Source organism: Nocardia nova (assembly GCF_002933465.1).
Lineage (GTDB): Bacteria > Actinomycetota > Actinomycetes > Mycobacteriales > Mycobacteriaceae > Nocardia > Nocardia nova_B.
This window is the reverse complement of the sequence record NZ_PSZE01000008.1, coordinates 219,713-235,493: the sequence shown is the minus strand read 5'-3', so window position 1 is coordinate 235,493 and position 15,781 is coordinate 219,713. Positions and strand designations below refer to the sequence as shown.

The window sequence follows — 15,781 nt, the reverse complement described above, 5'->3', positions numbered from 1 at the left end:
CGGCTCGCAGCGGGGTTCAGGCGGCAACCTCTTCGGGGCGCAGAGTGTTCATCGGCGGCCGATCTTCGAGGTGCACATCGGTGGTCAGCGCCGTGAATTCCTCCCCGACCAACGGGAATTGCGTCAATGCCGCACCGGAGTCACGAATTCCGCTGCGTCCCAGAACGGTTCCGAGAATCTGTCGGCTCATGACGCCCAGATCGGACAGCGGACGATTGCGATGCGTGCGCACGCCCAGATTCACCTGACCGATCGCCGACAGGCCCAGCATGTCGAATGTGTCCAGCAGCAGACCGATCTCCACGCCGTAGCCCGGGGCGAACGGCACCGCGGTCAACAGTTCGCGCGTTCCCGCGTACTCACCGCCCAAGGGCTGCAACACCTTCGACAGATCCGGGCGCAACGCCGCCAGCAGCGGCCGCGCCACCAGTTCGGTCACCCGGCCGCCACCGTGCTGCTCCACCGCCGCACCCTGGCGCAGCGGACGCCGGTAGTAGGCCTTCACCAGATGCATACCGTCCACGGTCAGCAGCGGACCCAGCAGTTTCGGCACGAACATCGGATCCGGATCGATCAGGTCCGAATCGACGAACGCCACCAGGTCACCGGAGGTCGCGGCCAGCGAACGCCAGAGCACCTCGCCCTTGCCGGGCACCGGCTCCAGTTCGGGCACGGCCTGCTCGCGGGTGACCACCTGCGCCCCCGCCGCCCGGGCCCGCTCGGCCGTCGCGTCCACGGAACCGGAATCCAGCACCACCAATTCGTCGACCAGCGTGCCGAGCAACGGCCGGATACTGGCCACCACATCGGCGACCGTGCGTTCCTCGTTCAATGCGGGCAACACCACCGAAACGGTGCGCCCGTCCTTCGCGTCGACCAATTCGTCGATCGCCCACTGTGGTCGGTCCCACGTATTCGTGGCAGTCCAATCGAACGTCATACCAGACCTCGCAAGGTTCGTGCGGGGGGCCGGATGCCCTGAATCGCCGCGATCATGTCCACTACTCGCCGGGTTGCGGCGACCTCGTGAACTCGGAAGACCCGGGCGCCGGCCGCGGCCGCCCACGCGGTTGCCGCCAATGTCCCCTCCAATCGCTCGGAAAGTCCGACACCAAGAGTCTCTCCGATGAAATCCTTATTACTCAGCGCCATCAAGACCGGCCATCCGGTATTTACAAGAATGTCCACGGCCCGCAACAGTTCGAGCCCGTGATAGGTGTTTTTCCCGAAATCGTGGGTCGGATCGATGAGAATCGCATCCGCGGCGACCCCTGCCGCGCGCGCCGCCTCGGCGGCCCGGACCAAGGTATCGGTGACCTCGGACACCACATCGGCGTACCGGACCCGATGCGGCCGGGTACGTGGCCGAGCGCCGCCGGTATGGCTGCACACGATCCCCACGCCCAGTTCGGCGGCCACGCCCGCGAGCTGTGGGTCCGCCCCGGCCCAGGTGTCGTTGATCAGATCCGCTCCCTCGGCCACCGCCGCCCGCGCCACCTCGCTGCGCCAGGTGTCCACACTGATCAACAGGTCCGGATAGCGCGCGCGGATGGCCGCCACGAACGGCACCACGCGCCGCGCCTCCTCCGCGGCGTCGACCTCGTCCCCCGGCCCGGCCTTGACCCCGCCGATGTCGACCAGATCCGCCCCCTCGGACACGGCGCGGGCCACCGCGGCCATCGCGGCGTCGTCGGAGAAAGTGGCACCCTGGTCGTAGAAGGAATCGGGGGTTCGGTTGACGATCGCCATCACCAGCGCCCGATCCGTCGCCACCGGCTTACCGCACAGGGTGGACAGCGGTGACGCAGAACTCATGGCGGTGATTCTAGTTGCCGGGCCGGCGGCGCCCTCGGCCACGACCTAACCCCGGGGTGCGGTACCGGCCGCCACCTCGTCGGGATAGCTCGGGTAGAACGGCACATATCCCGGGTCGCGGCCCTTCAGCGCATAGACCTCGGTCGAATCGTCAGGGGTGAATCCCTGCTTGCGCAGATCCACCTTGCGGCTCTTGAAGGTCGACGTGGTCTCCAGTTCGGGCACCACGCGGACGAACAGCGGCACCGCATACCCGGGCAGGCGGTCGTAGAGCTGGGCGGCCAGGCCGGAGCCGTCGAAGGCGGCGCCGGCGGCGAGGGTTACCGCGGCCATTCCCGCCTTGCCGTCGGCTCCGGGCACGTCCACCCCGTACACCACCGCCTCGGTGATACCGGGCGCACCGTCGAAGGCGCCCTCGACTTCGGTGGTCGCGACGTTCTCCCCCTTCCAGCGGTAGGTGTCGCCGAGACGGTCGACGAAGGCGATGTGGCGCCAATGCTGGTCGCGCACAAGATCTCCGGTGTCGAACCAGCAGTCGCCGTCGTCGAATGCGTTGCGCACCAACTTCGATTCGGTCGCCGACTTGTCGGTGTACCCGTCGAACGGAGAACGGTCGGTGACCTTCGCCAGGAGCAGGCCCACACCACCGGAGGCAACCTTGCGCAGTCGCCCGTCGGGGTATCGCCGCGCCTTACCGGTCTCCTCGTCGAATTCCACCACGGCGTAGGGCAGCGGCCCGAATCCGGCAGTGCGGTCCACGCCGAAGGCGTTGATGAAGGCGATATTCCCCTCACTCGCGCCGTAGAACTCCACCACCCGGCCGATGCCGAAGCGCCGCCGGAATTCGTCCCACAACTCCGGGCGCAGGCCGTTGCCGACGGCAAGCCGCACCGAATGTTCGTGTTCGCGAGGCGATTCCGGCTGGTTGAGCAGGTAGCGGCAGAGCTCGCCGATGTAGATGAAGGCCGTCGACCTGGTCGCGATGACCTCGTTCCAGAAGTTCGACACCGAGAATTTGCGTCCCAGCGCCAACGTGGCCCGCGAGCCGAGCACCGCGCCGAGCGCGACGGTCATGGCGTTGTTGTGATACAGCGGCAGGCAGCAGTACATGGTGTCACCACCACGCAGGCGGATGCCCAGACCGCCCAGCCCGGCCATACTCTTCGTCCAGCGCAGGTGGGTCATCACGCTGGCCTTCGGCAAGCCCGTCGTGCCGGAGGTGAAGATCAGGAACGCGCGCTCGCGGGCACGGATGTCGGCGCACACCTGCGGGTCCGCCGGATCGGCGTCGCGGGCCAGTTCCCGCAGTTCCTCGGAATACAGCAGATTCGGCGGCGGCTCGGGCAGCGAGCGCACCGCGTCCTCGCATTCCTCGCCGACCACGTTGACCGTGCTGTCGAGCAGGCCGAAGCTGTGGGCGAGCACCTGTTCGCGCTGATTGTGATTGAGCAACCCGACGGTCGCGCCCAGCTTCACCGTCGCCAGGACCACGAACAGCGTCTCGGGGCGGTTGGTCATCAGCACGCCCACCACGTCGCCGCGGCGCACACCGCGCTGCGCCAGCACCTGCGCGAAGCAGTTCACCTCGGTATTGGCCTCACCGTAGGTGTATTCGCGGCCCTCGAAGCGCAGGAACGGCCGATCGGGATATCGCCGTGCCGCCTTCTGGAAGTACAGCCCGACCGAGGATTTGTTCTCGGAGCGCACCAGCATGCCGATGGCCCCGCGCAGCATGCTCGGCGTCTCCACCACCATCGCGGGCAGCCTGCGCACCAGATCCCAGAGACTGATCGTGTGTCGGACCTCGGTGCTCACATTCTCCTCCAACGGGTTCCGGTCGAGCGGTGTCGAATCGCTCAGGCGGTGCCGATGCGCGGCGCGGTCAGGGCTCGGAATGCGGATGCCACATCCGCGGTCACGGTAATCCGATCCAGTGCGGGCCGCCCGATGAATCCGGCCGCGCTCAGTTCGTCCAGCCACGCGAACAGCCCGCGGTAGTGGCCGTACGGATCCAGCACCACCAGTGGCTTGCCATGCAGTCCCAGGTATCCGCCGGTCCACGCCTCGAAGAATTCCTCCAGCGTGCCGATTCCGCCCGGCAGGGTCAGGAAGGCGTCGGCGCGATCCTCCATGATCTGTTTGCGCTCGCGCATGGTGTCGGTGACGATCAACTCGTCGCTGTCCACATCGGCGACTTCCTGATGCACCAGGCGTTTCGGGATCACGCCCGTGGTGCGGGCGCCTCCGGCGCGCGCGGCCACCGCCACCGCACCCATCATCGACACATGTCCGCCGCCGGAGACCAGTTGCCAACCGCGCCGGGCGATTTCACTGCCCACATCGGCGGCCAGCTGCAGCGCGCCGGGATCCGCGGCGCTGGCCGAACAGTAGACACACACCGCGTACGGCTGCCCGCTCACCACTGCCCCTCCGTTCCCGTGGACTCTTCGCCGCGGCGCGCGGCGGCCTGCAGCACGATGTCGACCAGCTCCTCCACACTGTCGGTCACGTGCAGCAGTTCCAGATCACCGGGCGAGATCTTGCCCGCGCCGGCCGGCGAATCCCGCATCCAGTCGACCAGCCCCGCCCAGTACCGGCTGCCGAACAGGATGACCGGGAAGCGGGTGATCTTGTGGGTCTGCACCAGCGTGAGCGCCTCGAACATCTCGTCCAGGGTGCCGAAGCCGCCGGGGAGGCAGATGAACGCCTGGGAGTACTTGACGAACATCGTCTTGCGGGCGAAGAAGTAGCGGAAGTTGATGCCGAGATCGACCCACTCGTTGAGCCCCTGTTCCATCGGCAGTTCGATGCCGAGGCCCACGGAGAATCCGCCCGCCTCACAGGCGCCGCGATTGGCCGCCTCCATCACTCCGGGGCCGCCGCCGGTGATCACCGCGAAACCGGCCTCGGCCAGGGCTGCGCCGATGGCCCGCGCCGCCTCGTATTCGGGCGTGTCCACGGGGGTGCGCGCCGAACCGAAAACCGCGACGGCCCTGGGTATTTCGGCGAGTGCGCCGAAGCCCTCCACGAATTCGCTCTGGATTCGGAGCACTCGCCACGGGTCGGTGTGCACCCAGTCGGTGGGTCCGCGGCCGTCGAGCAGATGCTGATCGGTGGTTCCGGTGCCCTGTTTGCGGGCCCGGCGCAACATGATCGGGCCCCTGAACTTCGGAGTGGACTTCGGTGATCTGGTCGGTGCCGGCTCGGACGCAGTGGACATGGGACCGAACCTACCGGTTCAGCCCTGGTGACCGGTCAGGTAGTTGCGCAGGATCTCGGTGACGACGGTGATCTGGCGGGTGGGTACGCGCTCGTCCACTTTGTGCGCCAGATTGGGGTCGCCGGGTCCGAAGTTGACCGCCGGGATGCCACGCGCGGCGAATCGCGACACATCGGTCCAGCCGTATTTCGCGCGCACCCCGCCGCCGCCGTGAGAGTGGACGCGCTCCACCAGGTTCTTCGCGGCCGGAGCCGACAGACCCGGCAGCGCGCCGGGCGCACCGTCGGTCCGCTCGAAGCTCACATCCAGTCCGTCGAACACCTCGCGCACGTGCTGGGTCGCTTCGTCGAGAGTGCGATCGGGGGCGAACCGGAAGTTCACCAGCACCTCCGCCTCGTCGGGCACCACATTGCCGGCCACGCCGCCCTCGACCTTCACCGCTGACAATCCCTCGCGGTACACGCAACCGTCGATGTCCACCTCACGCGGCACGTAGTCACGCAGCCGCTGCAGGACGGGCGCCAGCTTGTGAATCGCGTTGTCGCCCAGCCACGCTCGCGCGGTGTGGGCGCGGGTGCCGCCGAGGCCGAGGCGGACCCGCAGCGTGCCCTGGCAGCCCGCCTCGATCCACCCGCCCGACGGTTCGCCGAGGATGGCCAGATCGCCGTCCAGCCATTCCGGCAGCTCGCGTTCGATGCGGCCGAGACCGTTGTATTCGGCGGCGATCTCCTCGCAGTCGTAGAAGATCAGGGTCAGATCGCAGACCGGGTCGGCGACGGTCGCGGCCAGGTGCAGGAAGACCGCGTCGCCGGACTTCATGTCGACGCTGCCGCAGCCGAACAGCACGTCCTCACCGTCGATCGTCTCGAACCTGCCTGGCACGTTGTCGGCGATCGGCACGGTATCCAGGTGACCGGCCATGATCACCCGGTGCGGCAGCCCGCGATTCGTGCGAGCCAGCACGGTGTTGCCGTGCCGCAGCACCTCGAAGCCCTCGGTCTGCTCACGCAGTGCCCAGGCGACGGTGTCGGTGATCGCCGCCTCGTCGCGGGAGACGCTCGGGATGTCGACGAGGGTCGCGGTGATCGAAATCGGGTCGGCGCGCAGATCGATGGTCACCGGGCCAGCCTAATTGTTCGCTCGTCTCACGACCGGGCCGAGCGGGCCGGGCCGGGCGGCACAGGGAGCCCGCCACCTCGCGATCCGCACCCAGTAGGCTGAGGGGCCGTGAGCACACAGGGAGCATCCGCAGTCGGCCTAGCGACGGTGACCGTGAACGGGACGGTCCTCGACACCTGGTACCCGTATCCGGAATTGGGCACGTTCGAGACGTCCGAGACCACGCGGCTGAGCCCGAGCGACCCGGAGTACGCGCGCTTCGCCGACCTGGTCGGCCCCGACGAGGCCCGCCGGGTCGAGATCGTCGCGGTGCGCACCACGATCGCGGACCTGTCCGCGCCGCCGATCGACACCCACGACGAATATCTGCGCCTGCACCTGCTCTCGCACCGGCTGGTCCGCCCGCACGGGCTCAGCCTGGAGGGGCAGTTCGGCCTGCTGGCCAATGTCGTGTGGACCAATTACGGCCCGTGCGCGGTCGAGGACTTCGAGCTGGTGCGCGGAAAGTTGCGCGCCCGCGGCCCGGTCACCGTCTACGGCGTCGACAAATTCCCCCGCATGGTCGACTACGTGCTGCCCGCCGGCGTCCGCATCGCGGATGCGGACCGGGTGCGGCTGGGCGCGCATCTGGCCGAGGGCACCACGGTCATGCACGAGGGTTTCGTGAACTTCAACGCCGGCACGCTCGGCGCCTCCATGGTCGAGGGCCGCATCTCCGCCGGTGTGGTGGTCGGCGACGGTTCCGATGTGGGCGGCGGCGCCTCCATCATGGGCACCCTGTCCGGGGGCGGTAAGCAGGTCATCTCCATCGGCGAGCGCTGCCTGCTCGGCGCGAACGCGGGCCTGGGCATTTCACTGGGCGACGATTGCGTCGTCGAGGCCGGCCTCTACGTCACCGCGGGCACCAAGGTCGCGCTGCCGGACGGCCGCACGATCAAGGCCGCGGAGCTGTCCGGCCAGTCGAATCTGCTGTTCCGGCGTAACTCGCTGACCGGCAGCGTCGAGGTGGTCGCGCGCAAGGGCACCGGCATCGAACTCAACGCCGCCCTGCACGCCAACTGATCTCACGCGAAACGCCCCTTCCGCTGGGACTCCAACCCGAGCGTGGGAGGGGCGTTTCGTGTCGTGCGGGCCGCCGCGCTTCCGGCCTGATCGCTTCCGGCCTGATCGATGCCGGCCTGATCGATGCCGGTCTATTCGATGCCGGTCTATTCGATGCCGAAGGCGAGCACGCGCTGCGGGGTGATGCGGATCAGTTCCCGCGAGCCGCCGTCGAGATAGGTGTCGACATCCCGCAAAGCCTGTGCCACGCCACGGATTTCGAGGCAGCGCACCTGCCAGGGATTCACCGAGGCGATATCGTCGACGACGAACGCGACCCGCTCCTCCTTGGCGAGATTGCGGAACTTCTGCGAGGCGCCCATGTTGTGGCCCGCGATATCGATGGTGCCGAGGGCTTCGTTGTAGCGGAAACCCACCGGGTTGTTCTGCGGCGATCCGTCCGGGCGGATGGTGGCCAGCCGACCCAGGCGTTGGCCCGCCAGATACTCGATCTGGGCTGCAGACAGCGTTGCGATCATGCGCCGACCTTAGAACCTCGAGCGCGGTACAGGTCAACCCGCCACGTTCCCGGCACCAGATCGCTGGTTCAGCGCAACTTCTTCTTCTGCACCTTGCCCATGGCGTTGCGGGGCAACTCGGTCACCATCAGCACCTCGCGCGGCCGTTTGTGCGCCGACAGCTGCTGGGCGACGAAGTCGATCAGTTCCCGCTCCGAAATCGGGGTGTCGGCGCGCGGCACGACGTAGGCCCGGATGCGCTGCCCCAGATCCGCGTCCTCGATCCCGACCACCGCGACCTCGGCCACACTCGGGTGGCCGAGCAGGCAGGTTTCGACCTCCCCGGCCCCGACGCGGTAGCCACCGGATTTGATCAGATCCACCGATTCGCGCCCGACGATGCGATGGAATCCCTCGGCGTCGATGGCCGCCACATCGCCGGTGATGAACCAGCCGTCCTCGGTCCAGCTGTCGGCGGTGGCCTCCGGCCGGCCGAGATAGCCGTCGAACAGCATGGGCCCGCGCACCTGCAGTCCGCCGATGCTCTCGCCGTCGTGCGGCACCGGCGCGCCCGTCTCGTCGCGCAACCGGGTCTGCACGCCCGCCACCGGCAGGCCGACCCAGCCCGCCCGGCGCTCGCCGTCGGCCCGGGTGGAGAGCGTGATCATGGTTTCGCTCATGCCGTAGCGCTCCACCGGCGCCTGCCCGGTGAGCTCACGCAGCCGTTCGAAGACCGGAATCGGCAGCGGCGCGCTGCCGGAGATCAACAACCGGGCATTCGCCAATTCCTTTGCGGCATCCGGGTCTTCGGCGATACGCGACCACACCGTCGGCACGCCGAAGTACAGGGTGCCGGCCGCGGCCGCATAGGCGGCGGGCGTGGGCTTTCCGGTGTGCACGAGCGGGCTGCCGACTCGCAGCGGCCCGAGCACGCCGAGGATCAGTCCGTGCACGTGGAACAGCGGAAGACCGTGCACGAGCGTGTCTTTCGAGGTCCACGACCACGCCTCGAACAGGGCGTCGAGACCGGCGGCGATCGCGCCGCGACTGAGCACGACCCCCTTGGGCGCACCCGTGGTCCCCGAGGTGTAGAGGATGAAAGCCGTTGTGTTCGCGGCCGGTTCGGGATGGCTGTGCCAGGAGCGGGCGTGTTTGCGCACCGGAATCACCGGCAGCGTGGGGTTGTCCGGCGCCGCACCGAGCCAGGCCCGCGCCCCGGAATCGGCGAGGATATGGTCCAGTTCGGCCGATCCGGCATCCGGCGGCACCGGCACGGCGGCGACCCCGGCGATCAGGCAGCCGAGGATGCCCAGCACAGTGGTGGCGGTCGGGCGGGCGAGAATCGCGACGCGACCGGCGCCGGCGATGCGTTCGGCCACCGAGGTCGCGGCACCGACCAGATCGCTGCGGGACAGCGTCTCACCGTCGATGGTGACCGCATCGGGAATGTCGTATCCGGCGGCCACGGCGGCCGGATTCAGCGAGGGCAACAGCGGCAGCGAACCGTAGGACATCGCGCCAACCTATCAATCCGGCTCGACGATCCGGCACTGCCGGCACTCTCCCCGACCGAGCGGCCGATTGCGAATTCGTCTCGTCGTCCCGCGGCCGTTGACAGCGCATTGAGGTGGTGAGACTGTCGAAGTACAGCCTTCTCACGCGGAGATGGGGGTCGACGATGACCACGTCCATTCGCACGTCGTCCGGGCAACCGGTCGCCGAATACGATGTCGCGGCACACCTGGGCGGTTCGGCCGCCTTCTTCGGTGCCGCGGCCAACGTCATCATGCAGTTGTCGCTTCCGCCCGTCGGCTACGGCGTGGTGGAGAGCACCGTCGACAGCGGCAAGGTGATGGTGCATCCGGTCAAACGCACCCGCACGACGCTGACCTACCTCGCCGTGGCCATGCTGGGCAGCGACGACGAACGCGCCGCCTACCGCGCGGCGGTGAACTGGCAGCATCGTCAGGTCCGCTCCACCGCGCAGAGCCCGGTCAAGTACAACGCCTTCGATCCGACGTTGCAGCTGTGGGTGGCGGCCTGCCTGTACTGGGGTTCGCGCGACCTCTACGAGCGCATGCACGGCCCGATGCCCGAGCAGGAGGCCGAGGCCTTCTACCGCCACGCCGCCCGGTTCGGGACCACCCTGCAAATGCCGCAGGCACTGTGGCCGGCCGACCGCACCGCCTTCGACGCCTACTGGAACCGGCAGATCGCCGAGGTCCGGATCGATCCGACGATCCGCGCGTACTTCGACGATCTGGTGGACCTGAAGATGTTCCCGCCGCCGATCCGCCTGGCGTTCGGGCGATTTCACCGCTGGGTGGTCGCCGGACTGCTGCCGCCGAATCTCCGCACGCAGATGGAGATGCCGTGGACCGAATCCGACGACCGCCGCCTGGGCCGGCTGTTACACGCGGTCGGCGCGGTGGAAAGCCGAGTTCCCAAGCAGCTCAAGATGTTTCCGATCAACGCCTACATGCTCGATATGCGCCTGCGGCAGCGTTTGGGGCTGCCGCTGGTATGAGGCAAACACGAAACCCCCTCCCCCACACCGACACCGGCAGCAGGGCTGCTTCTCACACCATGTCGTCGGGGAGCAATCGGAAGTGCGTATGTTCCTGGGTCAGCGGGCGCAGGGCACGGAAGTCACGACGATCCAGAGTCAAGATCGCCTCGGTTTGATATTCGGCGGCCAAACAGACGGTGAACGCATCGGCCATGTCGAGGTCCAGACCGCGGTAGGCATCGTTGACACGGCGGGCCGACTTGATGTGGTTCGTGACATCGGCGAGTGTGAATCGCATCCGGTCGACCTGATCGAAAATGAACGCCAGCACCTTGTCACGAGCCTTCGATCCGAACCGCGCCTTGGCGAGGTGATCAACCTCGGCGAGCACCAACGGTGACACCACCACAAGGCTGGCGTCGTTCAGCACGACGCGGCACGATTCCGACTCGGCCCCTTTGGCGAATGCCTCGATAATTCCCGAGGTGTCGCCGACGACTATCACCGGTACCGAGTTCCCTCGACGACGGCACGAGTCACCTCGTCGTCGATGGGACCATCGATCTCATCGAAGGTCGGAAACTCCAAATCATCGGCCCACACGCGAGTGCTCATCGCCGCGAGATGAATACCGCGCCGAATGATCTCCGCTTCGGCGATGCCCAGTTTGGCCGCTGCTTCCTTGATCAAAGCCAGGTCGCCAGGGTCTGCGTAAACGTTGGTCCGTTTGAGCGACATGTACCGATGCTAGCACATGTAACATCACGTATACGATGCGTCCGAGGTGTGCGGCGCGGCGTTGTCTACACGCGCGCCGACCGCGACCCGAGTTCCCGGACCCTTCGGGCCAATGCCCGTGCGTGACCGACCAACCCATCGTGTGTCATCGGCTGGACGGTATAGGAAACCGAGTCCTCGCGGACGTAGTAGCGGCCGTCGCCTGCGAAGTCCATCCAGAAGAAGCCCTCCACACCGTCGGTGCGGTTGTCCAGGAATGGTCCCGGGTAGCACAGCACCTCGCCCCATCCGGTGCGCGGGCGGGAGAAGAATCGGTCGAGGCGTTCGCGCGGTGTGGGCGGGCGGTTCCAGCCGCCATTCGAATCGGGTTCGATGTCGAGTTCGGATTTCAGTGCGTGGAGTTCGTGGCGGCCGGGTGGTTGGTCGGGAAGCATGCGGGCCAGCAGTGTCAACGCCTGCACATGCGTGCACAGACTGACCGAAACATCGCCGCTCACACCGGGTTCCGGATCGGCGTCTTGGATGGCCACCCCCGCGATATCCGGCCCGAACCCCGCATAACCCCGCAGCTGGGTATCGGGATTGTCGGCGTCGGTTCCGAGGCGGCCGTGCACGTGCAACCGCACCTGCGGTTCGGCCAGCGTATGCACCAGGCGGGCGAAGTCGTCGTCCACGCGAGGCAACAGGGTATCGATCGCCTCCCGGCGCTGCCGGCCGAGTTCGATGTCGTCGCCGGCGCGCAACCCATTCCACGTCGGATAGGGCAGGCGGTCGCGCTGCGCGGCGAAGAACGCCGCCTCGTACTGGGCACTCGTCAGCTGCCAGTGGATCACCGATATTCTCCCGGAGCTCGCCCCTGGTCCGGCGCGTTCGGCGCGGGTGTACGCGGCGGCCGGGAATCGGGATGTCGTTCCTGCGGCGGGCTCTCCCCGATGGCACCGTAGGCGGGCATCACTGCGCGACCGTCGTCGATCCATTCCTCGAGGTGCTGTCCGCGCAACAGCTCGGACGAGGCACGCTCCTTGTCCTCCTCGGACTTCCCGCCGCCGCGACCACCCATGCCCGGGGCCATACCGGGCGCGCCGGGTGCGCCGGCTTGCCCCGGGCTGCGTAAACCCAAGGGCGCCAACGGTTCCACGAAAGGCTTGCCGGGCACACTCACCGCAGGACCACCCGCTCGCGGCATGCCGCCGCCCGAACTCGACGAGCCGCCGCCGAATCCGTGTCCGGCGGCACCGCCGCCGATTCCGGATCCCGAGGGCCCGCCGCCCAGGCCACCGGTGGGATCGAAACCTGCCACCGTGGTGGAAGCCGCAGTGGGCAGGGCCGGCCCGCCGGTGCCCTGCTGGCTCAGCCCGGTGCCGTCGACCGCACTCGGCCGTGTGCCGGGTGACGTGGTCGATCCGGGATTCGAGGTCGCGCCACCGTCGTTTCCGGTATTCGGATCGCCGTTCGGAGTGCCACTGTTCGACTCGTTGCCGCCGGGCGACGGTTGATTACCGCCCCCGAGATTCGGGATGCCCGGCCCCGAGGGCCCGGGCCCCACATTCGGCGGCCCCACCGGATTCGCGACCGGCTGCACCGGCGGAATCACCGGCACGCCTTGGTCTCCGCCTCGAATGCCCGGTGCGTACACGTTCCGCAATACCTGCAAGCAGGCCTGCTTCGCCTCGTCCCGCTTCGAGTCCTGCCCCTGCTGCTCCGCGAGAATAGGAAGCTGCGGACCCGAGGGCGCAGCCGCGGGAGCCAAGTTCGGCAATCCCGGATTCTGCACCAATGCGCCGCTCACCGGGGCCACCGCCGACAACACCGGGCCCAGCATCCGAAACGTTTCGTCGCTACCGCGCTGCGCGAAGGCGACTTTCATCCCCACCAGGCTCGCCGATTTGCCGATCGATTCGGACGTCTGCAGAAAGCCGCCGAGCGCCTCGGCGGCCTTCCCGGCGGCCATACCCTGCCACCCCTCGGCGATCTCCTTCTTCAAGCCGTCACTCAAGGTGCGGGTGGCGTCCCCCAAGCCGGACCCGATCTTTCCCCATGCCTCTGAAACCGCATGCACCACATCGGGTTTGATCTCGTAGGTCAGATCGCGAATCTGTTCCAGCGACAAACTCTCGAAATTGTCACCGCCGGTGACGTTCGCCGGATCGACATCCGCGCCCAACTGCCCCGCCAGATCATTGATCTGACGCTGGAGCCCCAACTGATCGGCATCCCACGCCTGCGTATGCTCCGCCGACACCAACGTCGCGTACGTGCCGTTCTTCATCGCATCCAGCTGAGCCCGAAGATTGGCACCACTGCTCTGATCCAGATAACTCGAAGGGTTTGGGGGCTGCGTCACGGCTTGATTCCCTGTTCGAGATCTTTGAACTCTTTGCCGTACTCGGCATCCGTCTCGGCGTAGGCGATTGCCGCTTTACGCAGCGTGTCTTGGATAGCTTTGGCTTCTTGGGTGAGTTCTTTGAGGCGCTGGCTGATCGACTCGTCACCATCACCTTTCCGGCTGAATTTTTGCGCGAGGTCAACTCCCATTTGAAATCCGCCGAAGCCGGTAACACGCTTAACGGTAGCGACATCCAGATTCATGCCATCAATGTGATCGATGTAGTCCTGAAGGAGCTTTACCGCCCTATCCAGAGCATCTCTGTGGACCTTTAGTCTAAGATTTCCCTGCGCCGCTTCGTTCGCAAGATCGCGCCACACATCCAATTCCGACACAGTTCACCCCCCTGCTATTTTCCTGCCGGAAGATTCTTTTCCAATACTCTTGCGATGCGCGTCACCTCACTGCACGAGTCTCCGACCGTATCGGCACTCGCTTTCGCGTCGACATCCATCTGCACCGGATCGTTGGGGATGTCGAGCGCAATCGTGCAGGCCTGCGGATTATCGACATGATGTAGCAGGACACCGCGACGTTCACCTACCGACACTGGCTGCGGATCACGGAACAGCGTGGTGTTGTTTATGACTTCATCGAACGTGTGGGAATTGGTCGAATAAATATTTAGACTGTACCAGCTATCACTCAACCAGCCACAAATATCCCAGCCGGGAAATTTCTCAGAGTATTTACCGGTGTCCGGGTGCTTTTTTGCCGGATTCAACCCAGCCGCAGCAATATCGGCGTCAGGAATCGAACACGGGTTCCATGCGGTGTTCGACACCGGCTCCGGAGAAACCGACGCGGCCGCTACCGTTGTTGCTGAAGATTTCCCCTCGGAGGCCGAGTCGGATTTCGCCGAACAACCAATGGCCCCCAAGAGCATTCCGATCAAAAGACCAGCACCCACAGCGGAGATCGCCCACCGCCCCCCAGCGGACCGTATGTGCCGCTGCCGCATCAATTCTGCCCCTCCTGCGCTCTACCGGGCCAGGACGCGGTTGACGCCCCCGACCGGGACTTTATCAGAGCCCTCCATCACCAGCCATTCCCTGAGACAAGGTAAACTGGACCAGCACACCGGATCAGGCAATCTTTGCCTTCGACGGGGCCGGCGCATTCCGGTCAGTATGGCCCGTATGCCGCAGCCAGCGCCAAGCCCGGAATGCCCAGCGCAGTCAGCCGATCCGATGCCGAAAACGACCTCGAACAGGACGCGACCGCCCCAATCCTTGCATCGCAAGTGTTGCGGCGGCCCGCATCGGATCGCTACGCCTGGTCGAACTCCCCGTCCTTCGCGCCGCCGATGAATGCCCGCCACTCGCCGGGTGTGAACACGAGCGGCGGCCGGGTGCGGTCCTTACTGTCCCGCACTCCGACGAGACCGCCGTCCAGGAACGCGACCTCAACGCATTCCCGCCCGCCATTGGTGCGGCTGCTGGTGAACCACTGCGCATTCGATAGATCCACGTCGTACTTGCTGGTCATGCTGCAAACTCCCTCGCTACCCGACGACACAGGTCCCGGCTTGCCCTCTCGTCCAGAGCCGCCTGCTCCATGACCTGGTACGCCTCAGTGTAGTGACGGACATCATTCGGCTTCTCCAAATACATTCCGCCCGTCGAGTGTTCGAGGTAGACGATCGGAGGTTCCATCGGGTGGCCCTTGGCGTCGTTGCCAAATCGCAGAAGAATGAATCGATTGAAGGCCACACCGAGCGGCATGCCCGCAGAGAAGGGCAAGATTCGCAACGACACGTTCGGCATCGTGCTCATATCGGCAAGGCGCCTCAACTGAGCAGCCATCACGCGTGGCCCGCCGACCACCCGCCGAATCGCCGCCTCACCCAATACCACGCCCAGTTCCGCTGCACCGCGCCGACGAGTGATAAGAGACTGCCTGCGCATGCGCATGTGCACGCGCTGCGCGATCTCTTCCGGAGTAGCGTCGGGATATACCCCGAGCGTCAATACTCGTGCGTAGTCCGGAGTTTGGAGCAATCCGATCACCGCGTCCGGCGAGTAGACCACCAACCGCTCCGCCGCCGCCTCCAACCCCATGTAGACGTCGAAGTCCTGGGGGATCACATCGTCGTATTCATGCCACCAATTCTGCGCGTTCGCCTGCTGCGCAAGCCCTTCCAACGCTGCGGTCAGGGTTTCGTCCGCGCCGAGGACCGCGCAGAGTTCGCGGATGTCCGCCGATCGGAGTTTGGCCGGGAAGCGGCCGTGCTCGTAGCGCTGCACCGTACTCGCGCTGATCTCGGCCTTCTGCGCAACCTCGTGAAGCGTCATCCCGGTCTGTGATCGCAGGTCGCGAAGGTATCGGCCGAGTTGCCGCCTGGGTACCGTACTGCCGGGTTCTGACATGTCGACTATCTCCTTCTCGGGTTCGAGGAGCTTCGATCCGGACCGGACTCGTCCCGGATTCTTGGG

General features: G+C 66.4%; 18 protein-coding genes. 2 read left to right on the top strand and 16 right to left on the bottom strand.

What is annotated here, in order from left to right:
• Positions 1–16: 16 nt before the first annotated feature.
• From C5E41_RS12930 to dapE, 6 genes are read right to left on the bottom strand one after another with little or no spacing between them, the layout of a single operon-like run.
• A complete protein-coding gene (locus C5E41_RS12930) occupies positions 17–940 on the bottom strand; it encodes a glucosyl-3-phosphoglycerate synthase (protein WP_104376056.1) in 924 nt (307 codons plus the stop codon).
• Positions 937–1,815, bottom strand: a complete 879-nt coding sequence (gene folP, locus C5E41_RS12925; RefSeq protein ID WP_104376055.1) for a dihydropteroate synthase — start codon at positions 1,813–1,815, stop codon at positions 937–939. Before folP ends, C5E41_RS12930 begins: the two co-directional genes overlap by 4 nt.
• Positions 1,816–1,860: 45 nt before the next feature.
• Entirely contained in the window at positions 1,861–3,630 is a 1,770-nt protein-coding gene (locus C5E41_RS12920; protein ID WP_104376127.1) for a long-chain-acyl-CoA synthetase, read from the bottom strand.
• Positions 3,631–3,671: 41 nt separating this feature from the next.
• Positions 3,672–4,238, bottom strand: coding sequence for a TIGR00730 family Rossman fold protein (locus tag C5E41_RS12915; RefSeq protein ID WP_439956416.1), 567 nt, complete (start codon positions 4,236–4,238; stop codon positions 3,672–3,674).
• Positions 4,232–5,035, bottom strand: coding sequence for a TIGR00730 family Rossman fold protein (locus C5E41_RS12910; protein WP_104376054.1), 804 nt, complete (start codon positions 5,033–5,035; stop codon positions 4,232–4,234). The genes C5E41_RS12915 and C5E41_RS12910 overlap by 7 nt, the downstream gene beginning before the upstream one ends.
• 18 nt (positions 5,036–5,053) lie before the next feature.
• Positions 5,054–6,154, bottom strand: a complete 1,101-nt coding sequence (dapE, locus tag C5E41_RS12905) for a succinyl-diaminopimelate desuccinylase (protein WP_104376053.1) — start codon at positions 6,152–6,154, stop codon at positions 5,054–5,056.
• 108 nt (positions 6,155–6,262) lie between these two features.
• On the opposite strand from dapE, the gene dapD reads away from it, so the two are divergent.
• A complete protein-coding gene (gene dapD, locus C5E41_RS12900) occupies positions 6,263–7,216 on the top strand; it encodes a 2,3,4,5-tetrahydropyridine-2,6-dicarboxylate N-succinyltransferase (protein ID WP_104376052.1) in 954 nt (317 codons plus the stop codon).
• A 146-nt stretch (positions 7,217–7,362) separates the two neighbouring features.
• On the opposite strand, the gene C5E41_RS12895 is transcribed toward dapD, so the two are convergent.
• Positions 7,363–7,734, bottom strand: a complete 372-nt coding sequence (locus C5E41_RS12895; RefSeq protein ID WP_104376051.1) for a PPOX class F420-dependent oxidoreductase — start codon at positions 7,732–7,734, stop codon at positions 7,363–7,365.
• Between the two features lie 68 nt (positions 7,735–7,802).
• Positions 7,803–9,227 (bottom strand): acyl-CoA synthetase, encoded by a 1,425-nt coding sequence (locus C5E41_RS12890; protein WP_104376050.1) that lies wholly within the window; start codon positions 9,225–9,227, stop codon positions 7,803–7,805.
• A 164-nt stretch (positions 9,228–9,391) separates the two neighbouring features.
• Here C5E41_RS12890 and C5E41_RS12885 point away from each other — a divergent pair, with 164 nt between their 5' ends.
• Positions 9,392–10,240, top strand: a complete 849-nt coding sequence (locus C5E41_RS12885; RefSeq protein WP_104376049.1) for an oxygenase MpaB family protein — start codon at positions 9,392–9,394, stop codon at positions 10,238–10,240.
• 52 nt (positions 10,241–10,292) lie between these two features.
• Here C5E41_RS12885 and C5E41_RS12880 read toward each other — a convergent pair whose 3' ends face one another.
• The 8 genes from C5E41_RS12880 to C5E41_RS12845 form a co-directional block, all read right to left on the bottom strand.
• Positions 10,293–10,727 (bottom strand): PIN domain-containing protein, encoded by a 435-nt coding sequence (locus C5E41_RS12880; protein WP_104376048.1) that lies wholly within the window; start codon positions 10,725–10,727, stop codon positions 10,293–10,295.
• Positions 10,724–10,960, bottom strand: a complete 237-nt coding sequence (locus C5E41_RS12875) for a CopG family transcriptional regulator (RefSeq protein WP_104376047.1) — start codon at positions 10,958–10,960, stop codon at positions 10,724–10,726. The genes C5E41_RS12880 and C5E41_RS12875 overlap by 4 nt, the downstream gene beginning before the upstream one ends.
• A gap of 65 nt (positions 10,961–11,025) precedes the next feature.
• Positions 11,026–11,793 (bottom strand): ESX secretion-associated protein EspG, encoded by a 768-nt coding sequence (locus C5E41_RS12870; protein WP_104376046.1) that lies wholly within the window; start codon positions 11,791–11,793, stop codon positions 11,026–11,028.
• Entirely contained in the window at positions 11,790–13,304 is a 1,515-nt protein-coding gene (locus C5E41_RS35730) for a hypothetical protein (protein WP_146097533.1), read from the bottom strand. Before C5E41_RS35730 ends, C5E41_RS12870 begins: the two co-directional genes overlap by 4 nt.
• Positions 13,301–13,681: a hypothetical protein gene (locus C5E41_RS33290; RefSeq protein ID WP_146097532.1), complete on the bottom strand. Its 381-nt coding sequence runs from the start codon at positions 13,679–13,681 to the stop codon at positions 13,301–13,303. The genes C5E41_RS35730 and C5E41_RS33290 overlap by 4 nt, the downstream gene beginning before the upstream one ends.
• A 14-nt stretch (positions 13,682–13,695) precedes the next feature.
• On the bottom strand, positions 13,696–14,256 hold the full coding sequence (locus C5E41_RS12855; protein ID WP_181063219.1) for a DUF3558 domain-containing protein: 561 nt from the start codon (positions 14,254–14,256) through the stop codon (positions 13,696–13,698).
• A 359-nt stretch (positions 14,257–14,615) separates the two neighbouring features.
• Entirely contained in the window at positions 14,616–14,834 is a 219-nt protein-coding gene (locus C5E41_RS12850; protein WP_104376042.1) for a DUF397 domain-containing protein, read from the bottom strand.
• On the bottom strand, positions 14,831–15,715 hold the full coding sequence (locus C5E41_RS12845; RefSeq protein WP_104376125.1) for a helix-turn-helix domain-containing protein: 885 nt from the start codon (positions 15,713–15,715) through the stop codon (positions 14,831–14,833). Before C5E41_RS12845 ends, C5E41_RS12850 begins: the two co-directional genes overlap by 4 nt.
• Positions 15,716–15,781: the final 66 nt, after the last annotated feature.

Coding starts and splice junctions, on each gene's coding strand:
- C5E41_RS12930 (WP_104376056.1), bottom strand. CDS start 940: ATGACGTTCGATTGGACTGCCACGAATACGTGGGACCGACCACAGTGG.
- folP (WP_104376055.1), bottom strand. CDS start 1,815: ATGAGTTCTGCGTCACCGCTGTCCACCCTGTGCGGTAAGCCGGTGGCG.
- C5E41_RS12910 (WP_104376054.1), bottom strand. CDS start 5,035: ATGTCCACTGCGTCCGAGCCGGCACCGACCAGATCACCGAAGTCCACT.
- C5E41_RS12895 (WP_104376051.1), bottom strand. CDS start 7,734: ATGATCGCAACGCTGTCTGCAGCCCAGATCGAGTATCTGGCGGGCCAA.
- C5E41_RS12890 (WP_104376050.1), bottom strand. CDS start 9,227: ATGTCCTACGGTTCGCTGCCGCTGTTGCCCTCGCTGAATCCGGCCGCC.
- C5E41_RS12885 (WP_104376049.1), top strand. CDS start 9,392: ATGACCACGTCCATTCGCACGTCGTCCGGGCAACCGGTCGCCGAATAC.
- C5E41_RS12875 (WP_104376047.1), bottom strand. CDS start 10,960: ATGTCGCTCAAACGGACCAACGTTTACGCAGACCCTGGCGACCTGGCT.
- C5E41_RS12850 (WP_104376042.1), bottom strand. CDS start 14,834: ATGACCAGCAAGTACGACGTGGATCTATCGAATGCGCAGTGGTTCACC.
- C5E41_RS12845 (WP_104376125.1), bottom strand. CDS start 15,715: ATGTCAGAACCCGGCAGTACGGTACCCAGGCGGCAACTCGGCCGATAC.